This is a genomic window from Flavobacterium sp. JAS (assembly GCF_020991455.1).
Lineage (GTDB): Bacteria > Bacteroidota > Bacteroidia > Flavobacteriales > Flavobacteriaceae > Flavobacterium.
Window position 1 is genome coordinate 371,915 of record NZ_JAJMOX010000003.1, and the last position, 18,537, is coordinate 390,451.

Below are 18,537 nucleotides of genomic sequence, written 5' to 3' on the forward strand. Positions count from 1 at the left end.
ATAAGGTTCTGAGATCTTAGTAACTTAGAATCTCAGAACCTTAGTAGCTTTACAAAAGCGCCAGCTCAATTGCATTTGTGAATAAATCTTCTAGAGATATTCCGGCTGCTTTGGCTTGTTGCGGAATCAAACTTTCGGTTGTTAAACCTGGAATTGTGTTCATTTCCAACATGTGTGGCTCATTATTTACGATGATGAATTCGCTTCTTGAGAATCCTTTCATTTTTAAAACTTCGTAAGCACGTTTTGCAGTTTCACTCACTTTTTGAGTCAGTTCGTCTGAAATTCTTGCCGGCGTTATTTCTTGTGATTTTCCTTCGTATTTGGCTTCGTAATCAAAGAAATCATTGTCTGAAACAATTTCGGTGATTGGTAAAACTTTGATTTCTCCTTTGTAATTAATTACTCCAACAGAAACTTCGGTTCCGTCAAGGAAGCTTTCGATGATGATTTCGTTATCTTCTTTATAGGCAACTTCGATTGCGATAGGCAATTCGGCCTCTGTTTTTACTTTTGAAATTCCGAAACTAGATCCTGCTTTGTTTGGTTTTACGAAACATGGCAAACCTACTTTTTTAACGATTTCGGCAGTATTGATAACATCACCTTTGTTTAAGTAATACGAGATTGCTGTTTTGATTCCGTATGGTTTTAAAACTGATAATAAATCACGTTTGTTGAAGGTAAGTGCCGCTTGATAATAATCGCAAGACGATTGTGGAATTCCTAATAATTCGAAATATGCCTGCATTAAACCATCTTCTCCCGGAGTTCCATGAATGGCGTTGAAAACACAATCGAAAGTGATTTTTTCTCCATTTACTGTAACCGAGAAATCATTTCTGTCAATTGGAAATTCGGCATCATTTGCGTCTACATAAACCCATTTTTCTTTGAAAATATGAATGCGGAATCCATTGTATTTTGTTTTGTCAAGATATTGGTGAACGACGTTTCCTGAGATAAGAGAAATTTTATATTCACTTGAATATCCGCCCATAATGATGGCTATGTTTTTCATTGATTTGATGTTTAATCGTTTATTTGTGTATTTGTTTAATCGTTTTTTTTTGCCACGAATTGCACTAATTTTCGCTAATTTCCATTTTACTTGTCATTTCGACGAAGGAGAAATCACATAAAGTAATTACGTTTGCAGCGTCAATTCAGTGCGTTGCTCTCTGGATGTGATTTACTTCGTCTATTCGCTCTCGCTCGAATCTCCTTCATCGAAATGACACACATTGGAGAAATAAAATCTTCTTATAAAATCTAAAGCCCTAGCCCTGATGGGAGCGGCATCCTTTTGTGCCGGGGTTCGGCATAAAAGATACAGCGGACAGCAGGAAATAGCTCCTGAAAATTGCCCTTCGACTTCGCTCAGGATAACAATCAGGTTACTTTCTTGTTTAAAACAAAATTATCATTTTTTTTGAAACGAAATAGCTTTATCTTTGCCACAACTAAAAATTAATTTATGAGTTTACGTAAGTATTTAACAAGCCGAGTGTTTTTTCTGCAAGTATTAGCGGCGATTGCTATTATTGCTGTTTTGGGTTATTTGTTTATGCATTGGCTGACTTTTACAACTGATCATGGTCATGAAATTGCTGTTCCAAATTTGGCTAAATTAACTGAAGAACAAGTTGAGTCAAAATTGGACGAATTGGACTTGGATTATGTGCTTTTGGATAGTGTTGATTACCGAAGTGAATTCCCTAAATACAGTGTTGTTGAGCAAGATCCGTTGCCGGGAACAATGGTAAAAGTAGGAAGAAAAATATATATTAAAATTAATGCTTCAGGATTTTCATCTGTTAAAATTCCTGATTTAATCGAAAAAACGTATCGTGAGGCGGTTCCAACTTTGAAGGCTTTAGGGCTTGAAGCGGGAACGATTACGTATATTCCGAATCTTGGAAAAGATATGGTTTTGGAGATGCGTTATAAAGGTAGAAACTTAAAAGTAGGTGACCGCGTGCTGAAGGCTTCTAAAATCGACTTGGTTTTAGGTGACGGAAAAGCAAGTTATGTAGATGAAAGTCAGGCCGTAGACAGTTTAGCTGCGCCAACTACTGAAACCCCAAAAGATGAACAATAATATTGAAAATTTAGATCTGGAAGACGAGTTATTCGAACATTTTAGATTTGAAGTCCCTAAAGGTCAGGCGTTTTTACGTATTGACAAATACTTAATGAATTTGATTCAGAATGCGACGCGAAATAAAATTCAGAACGCCGCTACTGAAGGAAACATTTTTGTAAATGATATTCCGGTAAAATCAAATTATAAAGTAAAACCGTTTGATGTTGTAACGGTTATGTTATCACATCCTCCGTTTGAAAATCATATTCTTCCGGAAGATCTTCCGTTGAATATTGTGTATGAAGATGATGCTCTTTTATTGATTAATAAAGAGCCTGGAATGGTTGTACATCCTGGTCATGGAAATTATACAGGAACTTTGGTAAATGCTTTGGCGCATCATTTTGATAATTTACCAATGAATAGCAGTGAACGCCCGGGCTTGGTTCACCGAATTGATAAGGATACTTCCGGACTTTTGGTGGTGGCTAAAACGGAAGCGGCTATGACGCATTTGGCGAAACAATTTGAAGCTAAAACTTCTGAACGTGAGTATATTGCTCTTGTTTGGGGAAATGTTGCCGAAGAGGAAGGAACAATCGAAGGAAATCTTGCAAGACACTTAAAAGATCGCATGCAAATGGCGGTTTTTGCTGATCCTGAAATTGGAAAACCTGCTATTACGCATTATAAAGTGTTGGAACGTTTTGGTTATGTGACTTTGATTTCTTGTAAATTAGAAACGGGAAGAACACACCAAATTCGTGCGCACATGAAACATATTGGTCATCCGTTATTTAATGATGAACGTTATGGTGGGCATTTGATTTTGAAAGGAACGACTTTTACGAAATACAAACAGTTTATAGACAATTGTTTTAAAGCTTTGCCACGTCAGGCTTTGCATGCTAAAACACTTGGTTTTGTGCATCCAACAACTGGCGAAATGATGCGTTTTGATACTGAATTACCTCAGGATTTTCAGGATTGTATTGAGAAATGGCGCAATTATGGGAAATCTCATAATATGGAAGATGATGAGAATTAATTAGATAATTTGTCAATTAGAAAATTAGATAATTCGAAATATAAAAAGCTCCAATTGGAGCTTTTTTTGTTTACCATTAAGAGATTAAGGAAAATTAAGCCTTGTGTTATAATCTAACTTAATTTTTCTTAATCTCTTAATGGTTCAAATAGATTTTTATTGAAGCGTTTTAATTGTTAGGTCGATTATTTTGGCTTCACCGTTGGTTAAGAAACCTAGTTTTCCTTGTTGACTTAGGGTGCTTTTTTCGAGGGAACATTCTAATGTACTTTCGTTATTTACTGAAAAATACAATTGATTGTTTGTTACTCTGATTTTTATAGAATACCATTTGTTGTTTTCTAATTTCATTGGTTTGGTAAATAAACTTGGCCCGCCGCGTTTGCCATATTCGTCGCTGTTTTTGTTGTAAACACCTTTTCCAATTACAATATTCTGATCGATTTGATACAGATAAGTTCTGATGTATTTTTCCTTATCGATGTTGAGCATAACTTCGAATAAGGATTCTTTGGTCATGTTTACTTTAAACTCGATTTCATAGTTTTTAGTAAGTTGTTTTTTTGATTCTATAACTCCCCAATGCATCGGACCTCCTTTTCCTGTTAAGGTATCTTTTTCCAGAAGCCATTCTTTTGAGTTGAAATTCCAATCTGATTTTAGTTTGGAAACTTTAGCTGTTTTGTATTCTTTTTTGGCTGTTGAAATTGTGGTTGAGCACGAAATCATTATTAGCGATGAAACTACTAATGTGATATATTTAATTTTCATTTTTGTGTTTTAATTTAACTCTGAGTGGTATTTTATTTTACCGATTGATCCTGTTGGATTTGGTAAAAGTTCAAAAACCGAAGTAGGAGCAAGACCAGATTCGATACGATGTGAAACGTACAAAATGCTAACGTTTGTTTCTTGTTTAATGGTATTAATAAGCTGAATTACCAGATCTACATTTTCGTCGTCTAAGCCTTCTACAGGTTCATCCAGAATTAATAATGGCGGATGTTTTAAAACGGCGCGAACAATCAACGCAACTCTTTGCTGACCAATTGAAAGGTCTATAAAACGTTTTTTTCTTAGACTTGTCATTTCAACTACTTCAAGCCATTGCGCCACGCTTTGTTTTTGTAAAGTGGTTGGTTCGTTATATAATCCGATGGAGTCGAAGAAACCGGATAGAATCATTTGTTCTAAAGTGTGCCCTTTCTGGAACAAATCAGTCATCGAAGTGGTGAAGATTCCGATTTGTTTTTTGATATCCCAAACGCTTTCGCCCGTTCCTTTTTTTCTTCCGAATAAAAATAAATCCTGACCAAATCCTTTTGGATTATCGCCTGTAATTAAAGAAAGAATAGTGCTTTTTCCTGAACCATTCGGACCAATTAATTGCCAGAATTCGCCTTGTTTTATCGTCCATGAAATTTGATCTACAATTTTTCGATCGTCATAACTTACAGACACATTATTCATTTTGATTAATACACTTTCGTGAAAGGAATGCGGTTCCAAAGCTTTTGGAATTGCAGCGGTATTTAGCGTTTTAAAATGATTTTCGGTTTTTAATATTGGATGTAATTCAAACGAATTGTCTTTGATCTGCGCTTTATTCGGAACAAAATCTAAAACATCAATAACACGATTTACCAGTTGAATAATGGCAATATTGGCTGTTAGTTTCTCCAGAGATTGTGCCAAAACAACTCGTGAAGCCTGATCTAAATGATCAAACGGATTGTCGAAAATAATAAAATCAGGATTTTGATTGATGCAGTATTTTAGAAATTCTTTTTTGCGTTCGCCAGACGAAAAAGTTCTTAATTGTCTGTGCGATTCCGGAGAAGCTTCGACAATATCATATTGATATTCTTTTTCGATGAATTTCTCAATAGCAATATCTGAAAACAGAATTCCTTTTTGGTTGTTAAAAACCGCTAATTCTCCTTTGGCTTCACCAGAAAGTAAAGCGTCAATAAAAGCTTTTTTATTTACCTGATTCGATAAAAGTATATCCCAATGCTGCATTTTGTATTTCTATTATTAAAATGTTGTCTGTATTCCCAACACATAGAAACATAGCTTTTGCAAATTTAAAGTAGGCGTTTCACTTATTTAAATGCATCCCGATGCTTCGGGACTATGTGTTAAGAAACTTGTTTTTTTACATCTATAAAATCTATGTTTCTATGTGTTTAATTTTTCTCTTTTGTGGCCATTTCACGATCGTTACGTGACCATTCGCTCCAGGAACCTACATAAAGTTTTGGAATTTCAATTCCGGCGTAATCCATTGCTAATAAGGTGTGACAAGCAGTCACGCCTGAACCGCAATGAACAATTACATTTTCTGGTTTTGTGTTTTCTAAAACAGCTTTGTATTTTTTAGATAATTCATCGGCAGTTTTATAGAATCCATCCTCATTTAGGTTTTCGCTAAACGGAACATTTATGGCGCCCGGAATATGTCCTGCAATTAAATCCAGCGGTTCTGTTAGGCCATCAAAACGATTTTTATCCCTAACATCAATTACAATGTTTTGATCGTTATTTCGAGCCTTTTCGACTTCTTCAATATCGGCCAAAAGTAATTTCCATTCAGATATTGGATAATTTTCAGTTGCGTCAAAAATTTCAATTTCGGAACTTATCGGATAACCAATTTTTATGGCCGTTTGCAAGCCTCCGTTTAAAACCTGAACTTTTTCATGACCAATTGCTCTAAGCATCCACCAAAATCTAGCGGCAGCATTTGAGCCGTTTTTATCATCATAAATAATAACGTGGCTTGAAGGAGAAATTCCGAGTTTTGAAAGTACTCCTGAGAACTTTTCAAAAGAAGGTAAAGGATGCCTTCCGCCATTTGCTGGATCAGCTTCTACGGTTGCTAGATCTTTATTCAAATCGATATAACGAGCACTTTTTAAATGTTCATTTTTATAATTTTCTTCGGCATTGATTCCGGCTCTGGCATCAATTAAAACAAAATCAGAAGTATTGTTTAGTTGTAGTAGTTCTTCTGGATTTATAAGTGGAGATAGTTTTGACATCTTTAATATTTTTATTTTTTAGAATTTCCTAGCCAAAGCAATGTATTCAAAATTAATTGGCTTTGTATTTTGTTTTCAAAAGTGTACGAAAGTGTTTTGTTAGTTCCGTGTTCGTAATCAATATCATTGTGCCCCATATTTACATAAAGCATTTTGTAGTTTTTATTCGTCCAAACGACAGGATAATAACCGCTGTGCCAGATTTCATGTGCTTTTGGTCCGGTTCCTAACGGAAAACTGCTTTCGTCAATTGCCAAAAGAATTTTAATATCCGGATTTTTGGTCAAATCGTTACTCCATCGGTACCATTCATTTGGCGCAGAAGAGAATGTTTTGGGAATATTTTTAGTAACCGGATGTTGATTCTCTACTCTTAAAACTGCCGATGTTGGTCGCCAGGTATTGCTTCCGTATTCGCCGGAACCTAGAAAAGTATTGTGATACCAATTCCAGTTTTGCGGATAATCTGAATCGTTTAAGGCAAATGCCGAAAAGTGAAATCCGATAAAACCGCCGCCATTTTCCATGTATTTCTGAAAAGCTTCTCGCTGGCTTGGTGTTTCAGGTCTTGTATCTAAGAATAACACAACTTGATATTTTGCCAGAAATTTGACGTTTAGATTATCCCAATTATTGGTTGAATCGTATTCAAAGTGATTTTCTTCTGCGATTTTCGGAAACCATTTATTGGCTTCATGAACAAAACTTATATGTGCCTGATCGTTTTTTGCCGTATAAAATGCAATTACTTTAAATTTAGATTTGCTTTTTTTCTGTTGAGAATATCCTCCCAGAAAACAACCTAAAAAAAAGATAATTAAAATACTTTTAGTGGTAAACAAACAAGTTTTTTGACTGAAAATCGACATCGAATGTGGTTTGGTTGGTTAGTTAATGGTTTGATTAATCAGGAATTTTTTCGATCAAAATTTCATCTCCGGATTTGTTATAATAGGTACAAGTCATTTCGATAATATCAACTCTCCATCTCGCAATTCCGCATTGTGCGGCGTGATTACAAAAAGTCAAATAATCAGTTTGTCCGTCCTGGTGCATAACCAGAAATTCAATAAAACGTTCTTTATTGGCAATTGGTTCTACTTTGATTTCATTGTATTTTTCATCAGCTGTAACATTGTAATTGTTTACACCATAATACTCAACATGTCCATCATGAACAAATGTATCGTAACCTTTAACGCCCAGAATAATTAAGTCTTGTATATAATTTGGAAAATCAGCACCGCTTTTTACTTTTGAATGTGCTTCTTTGATTTGTTCGATTGTAAACATATATTTTAGTTTTAGATTATTAAAAAAGGGTCGCCACTAGTTTCCCAAATTTCCATTATTTTTTAAACTCAGAACGAATATTTAAAGTAATTTATTCAGATTAATATTTAATGATTTGATTTTTAGTTCTTACGAAAAACAAAAACTGAAAAAAAACAAAATCATCAATTTTATAAATTTCATTTCGGGCAGATTTCGAGTTTAAGAATTATAAAATTACCGTTAAGCATCTTTAAATGCAAAAAATACTGTCTTAAAGTTATCAGAAAATAGAAGAGATAAAATAATAGAGTTATTTCTGACTTTTTATTGTTGAGTTTTTACCTAATAGTGTATTATATTTTGTAAATTTAATATTACTTAAGGTCTTGATTGTGAAAATATTGCATTTTGACGAGTAATGCTGTACTTCAAAGAACTTCTTTTATTAACAGGAAAATTGTCTGTAATTTAGAGGTAGAATGTTATTAGCTAAAAATTGGTATTATGAAAAAAACAATATTTTTGCTTTTGCTCACGGTTCCCTTATTTGCCCAGGAAGTCAATACTTTTGATTTTGCTGTTATAAACTCTACCTTAATTTCGCCTAATATCGATCTTGATAAAGGCAGGAGTGTTATTTCGGCCAATAAGGATGAATATTCGTCTTATTTTCAGTACGCCTTTAATATGTGTGATGATGATATTATTATAGGTGCAGGAATTGATAAGTCTGAAATTGATCGAACTTATATTGGTTATATAGGTAGAATATGCAATAAGTTTAGAGCTACAATTGCTATTGGTTATGTTGATTCGCGAAGTGATTATCAGGGAACTTTTACCGGATTTAGTGTTTCGTATCACTTTGGTGAAAATACTTTTGTGGGAGGAAGTTTGGAAAACCTGCATTCTACGAGTATCGATTATGAAACGGATGAAAGTTTTGATTACTATAAAAAACTAGCTCCAAAAGTTTTTGCGAGTTATGAAATTATTCCGCATGTGATTGCTTTTGGGCAATTAAGCAGCAGGGTAAATGATATTGCCCTGAAATACCAAGTTAATCGATTTTCAGTTGGAGGGTTTTATTCCGGACATGGAGTTGAAGGAATTTTCGGGACGCTTAATATTGGCAGATTTGCAGTTTCTTGCAGTACTACTTTTGACAAAGTAAATTTTGGTTTGAAATTTCAGTAAGTAAATGGCGCACGGATTTTGCGGATTAAACGGGTTGATGCGGATTCTTTTATTTTTTGTTTTACTTGAAAATAGTTTTAATTCTTGCTTTTTTCTTTTTAAGAATCGCTTTTTTCGTTTTTGATTGTGATTACACGTTGAGGGTACGGAATATCGATTTTGGCTTCGTCAAAACGTTTTTTAATGCTTTGAAGTAAATCGCAATACATTACAAAACCATCCGTTGAATTTTTGGCCCAAGCCCAGGCTTTTAAGTTTACACTTGAATCTGCAAGTGCGACAACTCTTGCTATGACTAGTGGTGTTTTTTGTTTTTTGCTTTCGGCAGTTCTGGTATCTATAAAAAGTGGATGTTTGGCAATTTCATCCTGCATGATTTCTAACGCTTTTTCGATATTAGATTCGTAACCAATTCCAATTTCTATGATTTTGCAGCATTTGGTGTCGTGCATATTTGTGTTTACAATAATCTGATTGCTTATTACGGAATTTGGAATTATGATTCGATTGTTTTCAGCATCTTTCAAAACGACTTGTCTTAAATTGATGTCTTCAACGGTACCCACAAAGTTGTTGATGGTGATTTTGTCGTTGATACGGAAGGGTTTAAAAATAACCAGAAACATTCCGCTTACGATATTGCTCAAAGCTTGTTGAGAAGCTAAACCAGCCACTATTGAAATGACTCCAGCGCCAGCTAAAAACGAATGCCCTATAATTTTAAATTCCGGAATTTGTATAAGGGCAAAGGCAATTCCTAAAATGTAAATTACTGTTATAATTAAATGTTTAAGAAATTTGAAACCTGTTGCATCATAATCTTTGTCAGTCTGCTTTCGATACAAAAAATAGCGGAGCACTTTATCTGTAACTGCGCCAAGAGCAATTGTTACAAGTGCAATTATGGCAATAATGATAGCTATTCTAAAGTCTTTTATGTAATCGATCATGCGTTTTGAATTTTAAAAAATCCAAAAAACATATAGTTAAAATTATAGTTTTTTGGATTTCATAAAGTTAAGAAAAATGAGGTTTGTTTTTATAGTCCAACAAAATCATCACTTTTAGGGAATATGCTTAAAGCTTCTATAGCAATTTCAGGTGTTGGAGAAGCTAATTTGCGTAGTTTGGTATCCATCCATGCACCATCAACGGTAATTACTGCACAAAGAGTATCGTCTTCTCTTCTAAATTCGTGAATGATTGACCAGCGAGAAGCATCAGGTTTCATTTTTGAAGTTTTGGTATGAAGGAAAATTTTGTCTGAAAGTTTTAATTCTTTTCTAAAGATGCATTCTTCTCTAAATAAAACAGGACCAAAACCTTGTGTTTGCATCACTCTTAAAGTTAAACCAAGTTCTTCGAGGATTTCGATACGATGCTGTGCACCAAAATCGTAATATGCACTATGACGAACGTGAAAATTTGGGTCTAGATCTGACCAGCGAAAAGAAATTTCTTTAATAAATGAAGCCATTTTATAGTTGTATTTTAATTTTATTTGGAATGTTTTGAATTGATTATTTATAGAGAAAAGAATCATTTTCAGAAAATCAAAATTACAAATAAAAAAGAATACTGATTGTCAGAAAAGCATAAAGTATTATTCGTGCATAGTAAATTATTTGTTTCTTTTGGTATAAAAACGGCTTCATCTCCAACGGCAAATTAGATTTTAATCAAATTAATGTTTTTGATTATTGTGGCTTTGTCTGCCGGAGAATTGGTAATCTGCAATGCTTTTTCGAAATTTTCGATGGCTTTTTTATTGTCTATATCAGTGTAAAGATTGCCTAATAAGGAGTAATAAAAAGGATTATTGGTCAGGTTTAGTTTTTCGGCTTCGATTATGGCTTCTTTCTTGCCGTTGGTTTTGGCAAGGGCAAAAGTTCTGTTTAAAGCTGCAATAGGCGAATATTCTAAAATAAGCAGGCGATTGTAAAGCTGAAGTATGTTTTGCCATTTTTCGGGCGTGTCCTCTTTTTGTGTGTGCCAATAGGCGATACCGGCTTCAAGATGGTATTTTGAAAGATTGGTTCCTGTTGATGCTTTAACTAAATAAAATTGTCCTTTTTCAATTAATTCCTGATTCCAAAGATTTTCGTCCTGATCCTGATACAAAATAGTTTCCCCGTCTTCGTTGGTTCTGGCATCAAATCTCGAACTGTGAAAACACATTAGAGAAAGTAAAGCGTTTACGGCAGGCAAATTGGTTGTTGGATTTTCGATTAATAAAAAAGTCAATCGTATGGCTTCTGCACAAAGATCTTTTCGCAGAATAGTATTTTGTGATGTCGAATAATAACCTTCGGAAAACAATAAATATAGCGTTGTAAGAACGGTTTCTAATCTATTGTTGATTTCAGAAATCGTTGGTTGCTCAATTTTGATGTTGGCTTCTTTGAGTTTTTCTTTGGCACGATTGATTCTTTTGTAAATAACTTCTTTATTGGTTAGAAATCCGTCTGCAATTTCCTGAATTCCAAATCCGCAGAGTAAATTTAGGGCCAATGCAATTTGTGCTTCGGTTGAATTTTCAGGGTTACAAACTGTAAATATCATGGCCAATTGACTGTCATTTATGTTTTTAACAGACAAGTCAATTTCAATTTCTTCCGATTTGCTTGCAGTATGTTTTATTTCGACAGAAAGTTTCTGCTCAAAAACGGAATTTCGTTTGAGGTAATTTTTGGTTTTGTTTTTGGCAACGGTATAAAGCCAAGCGGTTGGGTTTTCAGGGATTCCTTTTACGCTCCACAATTCGGTTGCGGCAAGAAATGTGTCGCTTGTAATGTCTTCGGCAATTTCGATATTATCGATTCCAAATAAATAACAGAGTACCGAAACTATTTTTCGGTACTCTGTTCTGAATAAATTGGGTAAAAGCTGGCTTTCTTCCATATAACTTGTTTTGTTTTTGCCACTAATTTACTTCGTCTGTTCGCTGTCGCTCGGGTCACGAATCTGCACTAATTCTGTTACTGCTTTTTTCCATAAAAGATTAAAAAGATTTTCTTTCACGCAGATTATGCAGATTTTAGCAGATTTAATTTTTTTTAAAGAAAGTTATAAATAATTATCTGTGAATATCTGCTTAGATCATTTTAAAATCTGCGTGAAACAAAAAAATGAGACAAGCAGATTAAAATAATTCTATATTTCTATCTCTTAAAATAATTACACTCAACAGGTTTTAAAATATAATTTAGTAAGTTCCTGTAACGGCCATACGAATTTCAACATTTCCGCCTAATTCGAGTATTGGGCATCCGTTTGCAATTGCTACGGCTTCGTCATAATCTGCGGCTTTAATCATGATTAATCCGCCAATTGCTTCTTTGATTTCGGCATAAGGTCCGTTGATTACACTTTTGTTTGTTGTTACAATTTTTCCTTCGCCATCCCAGCGTTGCAAAGGTTTTGCAAGTTTATCCTGCGCTGCGATTCCACCTAACCAATCTTGCCATAATTTTAGCGAATCCTGCAATTCTTGTGGTGAAGGCTGTGTTTCTTTTGTGATATAATCTCTGCGAAATATTAATACAAATTCGTTCATGATGCTATTTTTTGAATGTTATAAATTTTGTTTTTAATTAACCAAATAATCCAACTTTGTAAGTTCCGGGTTCGTTAGGAAAAGCAAGATTAATGCGGTTCCAGGTATTAATGTTTGTGATGGCTAAAGTTAAATCAATTAATTCTTGTTCTGAAAATTCTTTAGCAGTTTCGTTATAAACTGCGTCTGTAACGTCGCATGCTGTTAAAGCTTCTGCCCATGCAAATGCTGCTCTTTCGCGGTTGGTATAATATGATGTTTCTCTCCAGGCGCTTAATCCGTATAAACGTTGTTCGGTTTCACCTTTATGTCTTGCATCTTTATAATGCATATCAAGACAGTAAGCACATTTGTTGATTTGTGAAACTCTAAAAAGAACCAATTCGATAAGTGATTGTTCTAGTGGAGATTTTTTTAAATACCCGCCAACTGGGTAAAGTGTTTTGATTGCTTCTTGTCCTTTTACGTGAATGTTAATTCGATTTTCCATTTTGTTTAAATTTAATGTTTATAAATGTTGTTATAATGGAATAACAATCGAAGTTTCAGAATTGGACAAAATATTTTACTTTTTTTGAAATTATTTTGGTTTTTATTTTTTAAAGCTTACAAAACCTTGTAAACACTGATGTTTTTGAGAATATTTTTTTTAAAAAAATTAAAGTCTAATTGAATAAATGGACGAAAGAAATGATTCTTTATTCTGGTTTTGGATCATTTACTCCTGTTTTTTTGACAATCCAAGGGAGTGTAAGTCCTTGCCCAACGATTGTTATTAGTACAACCATGACCGAAATAAATATTATAGCGTTTCTTTCCGGAAAAGGAGTTCCGTCCGGAAGAAATTTTGGTAAACCTAAAGCTATGGCAAGAGAAACAATTCCGCGCATTCCTGACCAACTAATTATAAGACTGTTTTTAGAATCTAGTAAAGCGTGTTCGCTAACTTTTCGTTTTTTGGAATTAGTGTTCAGAAATTTTTTCTGAAGATTTGCCTTCTGAAAAAATATCCTCACCATTCTCGTTAATAATGCGACTATGGTTATAATCGCCGCATAACCAATATAAGGCAGAATCATATCGTTGTCGATATCTTTAAGAATGTATCTGAAATTGAGTCCGATTAAGATAAAGATTAATCCATTTAGTAGAAATATAATAATATCCCAAAGGCTTTTGGAGCTGTTTTTTAAACTTTCGGGAAATATTTTTTTGCTGAAACGTGATATTGCCAATCCTAAAGAAACAACTGCAATTACTCCGGAGACATGTAAATGCTCTGCTATTAAATAGGTTACAAAGGGCATTAATAACATAAAGCTAACAGTAACATTTATATTTTTTCGGACTTTTGTAAGGATGAAGGCTAAAATTTTGCCCATAACAAAACCAACTAAAAATCCGCCTACTAATAAGAGTGCGAATTGAAATGTTGCTTTCCAGATTACAAAAGCTGAACCCATTGCGGTTGCAACGGCAAAACGATAAGCAACTAATGCTGAAGCGTCGTTAATAAGACTTTCGCCTTCGAGTATGGTAATGGTTTTTTCGGGTATTCCGAGGCCTTTTGTTACGCTTACTGCGGCAACTGCGTCAGTGGCAGAAAGTATGGCTCCAAGTGTAAATGATAAGGGCCAGGTCATGCCGGGAATCATATAATGTGAAACTACGGCAATCCAAAATGTGGTTAGAAAAACGAGTGGGATGGCTAATGTGCTTATTGTACTAAGATTTGTTTTAAAGTGTTTTGGCGAAATATTAAATGACGCATCATATAATAATGGAGGCAGAAAAATCAGGAAGATGATTTCAGGATTAATTTCTATCTCGGTCATTGTGGGAATAAAACCAATTGCGATTCCGGCAATTACCAAAAGAATGGGGTAGGGTAATTTTGCTTTATCAGCAAATGCGGAAAGTCCGATTACGATGGCGAGTATAAAAATAATGATGCTGTAGTTTTCCATTATATGGTTGCTTTGATTTTGTAATATAAATTTCTTGCGAATTATTTCGACTAGCTTTTCAATGAAGGTTGAACGTAAAACTTATGTGTTTTTGAAATCAATAATTATAAATGTTTGATGTATATGTTTTTATCGAATAATTTATTTGAAAAATGTGATTTAAAAGTTGGAAATCTCGAGGCTTTGGTCAGATGTAAAAAAATCATATATAAAACAATCTTCCTAAATTTCTATTCCTTATAATTTTTTAGTAAATAAGATATAAAGTTTTTTTTTATAGAAATCTGTTCAATTATCTTATTCCATAAATAAACATTCCCAATCCAATAATTGGGATTGCTATTTATATCGTTACCATTAGGGTGGATGTCATTAAATTCATATTGAATTAATTCAAGTCTTTCAGATATTTGTTTCTTGTTGTGTTTAATGGGCGAGATAATTCCATCTATCTCGTTATTGTAAAATATATTTATAAGTGTTATTTTGCCTGGATAGATATTTCCCATTTTGTTTAAAAAATCAGAAAAAACATTTGAATTTTCATTTCGATTTGAAATAAAACAAATATTACTGGCTTTTAATAATCTTTTGTTTGCTCTCATAAATCGTTTCTTCATTTTTCTATTGAATGTTTTATTGTCGTCACCAATCTCTTTATAGTGAATTGAAGTAATATTATTTTTAATATCAATAAACCAATGAGACTCTTGCTGATCTTCTATAAAATCAATAAAAAAATCATTAAATTTTGACTGATATAAATGAACTACAGTATCCAAAGAATATGACATCATCCAATCTAAAGGATTTGCACACAACCTTAAGTCATGTTGTTTTAAGTAATATGCAGGACGACATGCATCACCGACACTAAAAATTGCATCAAAGACATATTCTTTTTTTTTGTTGTCTTTATGTTTTTTATATTTTTTTTGCAAAACGATGAATCCATAAGGCAGAAACAATTTTAAGATTTTTTGCAGTTTTTTTTTCATTATACTTTATATTTTTTTTCTATTCAAAATATGTTGTTTGAAAATTGCATACAATATTTTGATTTGATGTCTGAGGATTTTAAAATTCAGTTTTTTTCAGATCAAAAGTAAAAATAATAATTTGACTAAAGATCTAAGTTCATTAAATAGCCACTATTTTGAGTATACCAACTTTTCTACATCTTTAAATTAAATTTCTAAGTATGTAAAAGTAATTTTATATACTCTATTTTTATTTGGAAATCATGATGGCGAGTATAAAAATAATGATGCTGTAGTTTTCCATTAAAATAATTTTAGAAGTAGCTAATATAAGTATTTCGGTTTTTAATTGAAAGTATTAAAAGTCATTAAAGCATTAGATTAAGATGTTTTTTTAATGGAAATAATTGCTCTAGCCCTGATAGAAACGGCATCCTTTTGTGGTGGTCCCGAAGCCTCGCGACGCCACAAAAGATATAGTGGATAGCAGGAAACAGCTCCTGATAATGACACGTAAAGTACTGATATGCCATAGATGTCAGGTTTTAAAAATGTCATGTTGTCAGATTGTTTTTAGGGTGTCGACATGAAAACTGACAATTTACTTTGGTTTTTTATATTGGCACAAAGATTGACTTATGCCACCTGAGTTATAAAATGTATATCAAAAATTAAATATATAAAAAATGGGTAAAATAATCGGAATTGACTTAGGTACGACGAACTCTTGTGTTTCTGTAATGGAAGGTAACGAAGCAGTTGTTATTCCTAACGCAGAAGGAAAAAGAACAACACCATCTATCATCGCTTTTGTTGAAGGTGGAGAAATTAAAGTAGGTGATCCTGCAAAAAGACAAGCGGTAACGAATCCTACAAAAACGATTGCTTCTATTAAACGTTTTATGGGACACACTTTTGCTGAGACTACAAACGAAGCAAAAAGAGTTTCTTATAAAGTAGTAAAAGGCGACAACAATACTCCACGTGTGGATATTGACGGTCGTTTATACACTGCTCAGGAATTGTCTGCAATGACTCTTCAAAAAATGAAAAAAACTGCTGAAGACTATTTAGGTCAAACTGTAACTGAAGCGGTTATTACTGTTCCTGCTTACTTTAACGATGCACAACGTCAAGCTACTAAAGAAGCTGGTGAAATTGCTGGTCTTAAAGTTATGCGTATCATCAATGAGCCTACAGCAGCAGCTTTAGCTTACGGATTAGATAAAAAAGGAACTGATCAAAAAATTGCTGTTTACGATTTAGGTGGAGGTACTTTTGATATCTCTGTTCTTGAATTAGGAGACGGTGTATTTGAAGTATTGTCTACAAATGGTGATACTCACTTAGGTGGTGATGATTTTGACCACGAAATTATTGACTGGTTAGCTAATGAATTTTTAGCTGAAGAAGGTATTGATTTACGTCTTGACCCAATGTCATTGCAACGTTTGAAAGAAGCTGCAGAGAAAGCAAAAATTGAATTGTCTTCTTCTTCAGAAACTGAAATCAACTTGCCATACGTAACTGCTACTGCTTCTGGACCAAAACACTTAGTTAAAAAATTATCTAGAGCTAAATTTGAGCAATTAACTGATGCATTAGTTAAACGTTCTATGGAGCCAGTTGCTAAAGCATTAAAAGATGCAGGTTTAACTACATCTGATATTGACGAAGTTATCCTTGTTGGAGGTTCTACTCGTATGCCAAGAATTGCTGACGAAGTTGAAAAATTCTTTGGTAAAAAAGCGTCTAAAGGAGTTAATCCTGATGAGGTTGTTGCTATTGGAGCAGCTATTCAAGGTGGAGTTTTATCTGGAGATGTAAAAGATGTATTGTTACTTGACGTTACACCTTTATCTTTAGGTATCGAAACTATGGGTGGTGTTATGACTACATTAATTGAGTCTAATACAACTATTCCAACTAAAAAATCACAAGTATTCTCTACTGCTTCTGATTCTCAACCATCTGTTGAGCTTCACGTATTACAAGGAGCTAGAGCAATGGCTGCTGATAACAAAACTATTGGTCGTTTCCACTTAGATGGTATTCCACCAGCACCAAGAGGAGTTCCTCAAATCGAGGTTACTTTTGATATTGATGCTAATGGTATCATCAAAGTAACTGCTACTGACAAAGGAACAGGAAAATCTCATGATATTCGTATCGAAGCTTCTTCTGGATTAACTTCTGAAGAAATCGAAAAAATGAAGCAAGATGCTGAAGCTAATGCTGAGTCTGATAAAGTTTTAAGAGCTAAAGCTGAAAAAATAAATGAAGCTGACAGTACTATCTTCCAAACTGAAACTCAATTGAAAGAGTTAGGGGATAAGCTTACTGACGATCACAAAACTGCTATAGAGTTTGCTTTGACTGAATTAAGATTTGCTCACCAATCTCAAGATCTTGAGGCTATCCAAAAAGGATTAGACAATGTGAACGCTGCATGGAAAACTGCAACTGAAGCTATGTATGCTCAAGGTGATCAAGGTCAACAAGCAGCTCCACAACAAGAGCAATCGCAAGGTGACAATGTTGAAGACGTTGAATTCGAAGAAGTAAAATAATTCTTCTTTAATGATAGTAAAAACCGGACTAGAGATAGTCCGGTTTTTTTATGGGTTATATTTACGTTGTTGTTAAACCAGACAGGTTTTTAAAACCTGTCGGGTTTGTCGTTATTTATAAATTGAGAAATTCTTCTAATGAATCAAAGTTTTCGTTTTTAGTATGAGAAATCTTTAAGCCTTCAATATTTTCGAATATAGAAATTACTTTTTCGCGTTTTAGCTTCGTAGGTTTTTCGGATAAACAGGTTAAGTAAGAACTCCAGGGATATTCTATAGGATGTTGGCAAAAACCATGATTTACGGGGTTGTAATGAATGTATTTTATGACTGATTGTAAATAGGTTTTGCTATCAATTAGTTTTCTTTTAAAAGGTCTTTCGAATAGCGCTCCATGTCGGTTGTAGCCTTTGTTAATTGCTTTTGTATATGCATTGAATAAGTTTCCAAATGATTGATGAGGAGCGATAATTCTTTTAATTTCATGTTCGTGATGGTTTTGTAGAATTTCTTCGAAGGTTTTAATTCGAACCAATAAATGAAAATGATTTTTTAGTAAACACCAGGCAAATGTTTCTGCAATTGGATTAATGTGTTTATTGTAAAGCGTTAAAAAATAAAGATGATTTCTATTTTCCTTAAAAAGGTTTTCGCTATTAATTCCTCTATTATAAATGTGATAATATTTACCAAATTCAAGACGTTCAGTTGCTTGCATAATTTTATCAGTTCGGTTAGAAACCCGACAGGTTTTTAAAACCTGTCGGGTTTAATTAAAAGTAATAAAAATAGTACAAATAAATAAATTACGTTT

General features: G+C 33.6%; 18 protein-coding genes. 4 read left to right on the forward strand and 14 right to left on the reverse strand.

Annotated features, from left to right (window positions below; all coding sequences use genetic code 11):
• Positions 1–49 precede the first annotated feature (49 nt).
• Positions 50–1,021 (reverse strand): D-alanine--D-alanine ligase, encoded by a 972-nt coding sequence (locus tag LPB88_RS05655; protein WP_230713353.1) that lies wholly within the window; start codon positions 1,019–1,021, stop codon positions 50–52.
• Positions 1,022–1,477: 456 nt separating this feature from the next.
• On the opposite strand from LPB88_RS05655, the gene LPB88_RS05660 reads away from it, so the two are divergent.
• Both LPB88_RS05660 and LPB88_RS05665 read left to right on the forward strand, forming a co-directional pair.
• Positions 1,478–2,101: a PASTA domain-containing protein gene (locus LPB88_RS05660; RefSeq protein ID WP_230713355.1), complete on the forward strand. Its 624-nt coding sequence runs from the start codon at positions 1,478–1,480 to the stop codon at positions 2,099–2,101.
• Positions 2,091–3,134, forward strand: coding sequence for an RluA family pseudouridine synthase (locus LPB88_RS05665; protein ID WP_230713357.1), 1,044 nt, complete (start codon positions 2,091–2,093; stop codon positions 3,132–3,134). The genes LPB88_RS05660 and LPB88_RS05665 overlap by 11 nt, the downstream gene beginning before the upstream one ends.
• 156 nt (positions 3,135–3,290) lie before the next feature.
• Here the strand turns inward: LPB88_RS05665 and LPB88_RS05670 are convergent, their stop codons facing one another.
• From LPB88_RS05670 to LPB88_RS05690, 5 genes are all read right to left on the reverse strand, one after another.
• Complete coding sequence (locus LPB88_RS05670) at positions 3,291–3,905, reverse strand: hypothetical protein (RefSeq protein WP_230713359.1); 615 nt, start codon at positions 3,903–3,905, stop codon at positions 3,291–3,293.
• Positions 3,906–3,914: 9 nt separating this feature from the next.
• Positions 3,915–5,156 (reverse strand): ATP-binding cassette domain-containing protein, encoded by a 1,242-nt coding sequence (locus LPB88_RS05675; RefSeq protein ID WP_230713361.1) that lies wholly within the window; start codon positions 5,154–5,156, stop codon positions 3,915–3,917.
• A 167-nt stretch (positions 5,157–5,323) separates the two neighbouring features.
• Positions 5,324–6,178, reverse strand: coding sequence for a sulfurtransferase (locus LPB88_RS05680; RefSeq protein WP_230713363.1), 855 nt, complete (start codon positions 6,176–6,178; stop codon positions 5,324–5,326).
• A gap of 11 nt (positions 6,179–6,189) precedes the next feature.
• Positions 6,190–7,047: a ThuA domain-containing protein gene (locus tag LPB88_RS05685; protein WP_230713366.1), complete on the reverse strand. Its 858-nt coding sequence runs from the start codon at positions 7,045–7,047 to the stop codon at positions 6,190–6,192.
• Positions 7,048–7,081: 34 nt separating this feature from the next.
• A complete protein-coding gene (locus LPB88_RS05690; protein ID WP_230713368.1) occupies positions 7,082–7,471 on the reverse strand; it encodes a DUF1398 domain-containing protein in 390 nt (129 codons plus the stop codon).
• A gap of 486 nt (positions 7,472–7,957) precedes the next feature.
• On the opposite strand from LPB88_RS05690, the gene LPB88_RS05695 reads away from it, so the two are divergent.
• A complete protein-coding gene (locus tag LPB88_RS05695; RefSeq protein WP_230713370.1) occupies positions 7,958–8,650 on the forward strand; it encodes a hypothetical protein in 693 nt (230 codons plus the stop codon).
• 98 nt (positions 8,651–8,748) lie between these two features.
• Here LPB88_RS05695 and LPB88_RS05700 read toward each other — a convergent pair whose 3' ends face one another.
• From LPB88_RS05700 to LPB88_RS05730, 7 genes are all read right to left on the reverse strand, one after another.
• Entirely contained in the window at positions 8,749–9,600 is an 852-nt protein-coding gene (locus tag LPB88_RS05700) for a mechanosensitive ion channel family protein (protein WP_230713372.1), read from the reverse strand.
• Between the two features lie 89 nt (positions 9,601–9,689).
• Entirely contained in the window at positions 9,690–10,127 is a 438-nt protein-coding gene (locus LPB88_RS05705; RefSeq protein ID WP_230713373.1) for a thioesterase family protein, read from the reverse strand.
• A gap of 191 nt (positions 10,128–10,318) precedes the next feature.
• The gene (locus LPB88_RS05710) at positions 10,319–11,551 is read right to left on the reverse strand and encodes an RNA polymerase sigma factor (protein ID WP_230713375.1); all 1,233 of its coding nucleotides are present in this window, start codon (positions 11,549–11,551) and stop codon (positions 10,319–10,321) included.
• Between the two features lie 304 nt (positions 11,552–11,855).
• Positions 11,856–12,206, reverse strand: coding sequence for a YciI family protein (locus tag LPB88_RS05715; protein ID WP_230713378.1), 351 nt, complete (start codon positions 12,204–12,206; stop codon positions 11,856–11,858).
• A gap of 37 nt (positions 12,207–12,243) precedes the next feature.
• Positions 12,244–12,696: a carboxymuconolactone decarboxylase family protein gene (locus tag LPB88_RS05720; protein ID WP_230713380.1), complete on the reverse strand. Its 453-nt coding sequence runs from the start codon at positions 12,694–12,696 to the stop codon at positions 12,244–12,246.
• Between the two features lie 208 nt (positions 12,697–12,904).
• Positions 12,905–14,173: a Na+/H+ antiporter gene (locus LPB88_RS05725; RefSeq protein WP_230713382.1), complete on the reverse strand. Its 1,269-nt coding sequence runs from the start codon at positions 14,171–14,173 to the stop codon at positions 12,905–12,907.
• A 230-nt stretch (positions 14,174–14,403) separates the two neighbouring features.
• Positions 14,404–15,171, reverse strand: a complete 768-nt coding sequence (locus tag LPB88_RS05730; RefSeq protein ID WP_230713384.1) for a DUF1796 family putative cysteine peptidase — start codon at positions 15,169–15,171, stop codon at positions 14,404–14,406.
• Between the two features lie 668 nt (positions 15,172–15,839).
• On the opposite strand from LPB88_RS05730, the gene dnaK reads away from it, so the two are divergent.
• The gene (gene dnaK / locus LPB88_RS05735) at positions 15,840–17,723 is read left to right on the forward strand and encodes a molecular chaperone DnaK (protein ID WP_230713393.1); all 1,884 of its coding nucleotides are present in this window, start codon (positions 15,840–15,842) and stop codon (positions 17,721–17,723) included.
• A gap of 115 nt (positions 17,724–17,838) precedes the next feature.
• On the opposite strand, the gene LPB88_RS05740 is transcribed toward dnaK, so the two are convergent.
• Positions 17,839–18,441, reverse strand: coding sequence for a hypothetical protein (locus LPB88_RS05740; RefSeq protein WP_230713394.1), 603 nt, complete (start codon positions 18,439–18,441; stop codon positions 17,839–17,841).
• Between the last annotated feature and the right edge of the window lie 96 nt (positions 18,442–18,537).

What these genes read in the sequence shown, in the direction of transcription:
- LPB88_RS05655 (WP_230713353.1), bottom strand. Translation starts at nt 1,021, where the DNA reads ATGAAAAACATAGCCATCATTATGGGCGGATATTCAAGTGAATATAAA.
- LPB88_RS05660 (WP_230713355.1), top strand. Translation starts at nt 1,478, where the DNA reads ATGAGTTTACGTAAGTATTTAACAAGCCGAGTGTTTTTTCTGCAAGTA.
- LPB88_RS05665 (WP_230713357.1), top strand. Translation starts at nt 2,091, where the DNA reads ATGAACAATAATATTGAAAATTTAGATCTGGAAGACGAGTTATTCGAA.
- LPB88_RS05670 (WP_230713359.1), bottom strand. Translation starts at nt 3,905, where the DNA reads ATGAAAATTAAATATATCACATTAGTAGTTTCATCGCTAATAATGATT.
- LPB88_RS05675 (WP_230713361.1), bottom strand. Translation starts at nt 5,156, where the DNA reads ATGCAGCATTGGGATATACTTTTATCGAATCAGGTAAATAAAAAAGCT.
- LPB88_RS05680 (WP_230713363.1), bottom strand. Translation starts at nt 6,178, where the DNA reads ATGTCAAAACTATCTCCACTTATAAATCCAGAAGAACTACTACAACTA.
- LPB88_RS05685 (WP_230713366.1), bottom strand. Translation starts at nt 7,047, where the DNA reads ATGTCGATTTTCAGTCAAAAAACTTGTTTGTTTACCACTAAAAGTATT.
- LPB88_RS05690 (WP_230713368.1), bottom strand. Translation starts at nt 7,471, where the DNA reads ATGTTTACAATCGAACAAATCAAAGAAGCACATTCAAAAGTAAAAAGC.
- LPB88_RS05695 (WP_230713370.1), top strand. Translation starts at nt 7,958, where the DNA reads ATGAAAAAAACAATATTTTTGCTTTTGCTCACGGTTCCCTTATTTGCC.
- LPB88_RS05700 (WP_230713372.1), bottom strand. Translation starts at nt 9,600, where the DNA reads ATGATCGATTACATAAAAGACTTTAGAATAGCTATCATTATTGCCATA.
- LPB88_RS05705 (WP_230713373.1), bottom strand. Translation starts at nt 10,127, where the DNA reads ATGGCTTCATTTATTAAAGAAATTTCTTTTCGCTGGTCAGATCTAGAC.
- LPB88_RS05710 (WP_230713375.1), bottom strand. Translation starts at nt 11,551, where the DNA reads ATGGAAGAAAGCCAGCTTTTACCCAATTTATTCAGAACAGAGTACCGA.
- LPB88_RS05715 (WP_230713378.1), bottom strand. Translation starts at nt 12,206, where the DNA reads ATGAACGAATTTGTATTAATATTTCGCAGAGATTATATCACAAAAGAA.
- LPB88_RS05720 (WP_230713380.1), bottom strand. Translation starts at nt 12,696, where the DNA reads ATGGAAAATCGAATTAACATTCACGTAAAAGGACAAGAAGCAATCAAA.
- LPB88_RS05725 (WP_230713382.1), bottom strand. Translation starts at nt 14,173, where the DNA reads ATGGAAAACTACAGCATCATTATTTTTATACTCGCCATCGTAATCGGA.
- LPB88_RS05730 (WP_230713384.1), bottom strand. Translation starts at nt 15,171, where the DNA reads ATGAAAAAAAAACTGCAAAAAATCTTAAAATTGTTTCTGCCTTATGGA.
- dnaK (WP_230713393.1), top strand. Translation starts at nt 15,840, where the DNA reads ATGGGTAAAATAATCGGAATTGACTTAGGTACGACGAACTCTTGTGTT.
- LPB88_RS05740 (WP_230713394.1), bottom strand. Translation starts at nt 18,441, where the DNA reads ATGCAAGCAACTGAACGTCTTGAATTTGGTAAATATTATCACATTTAT.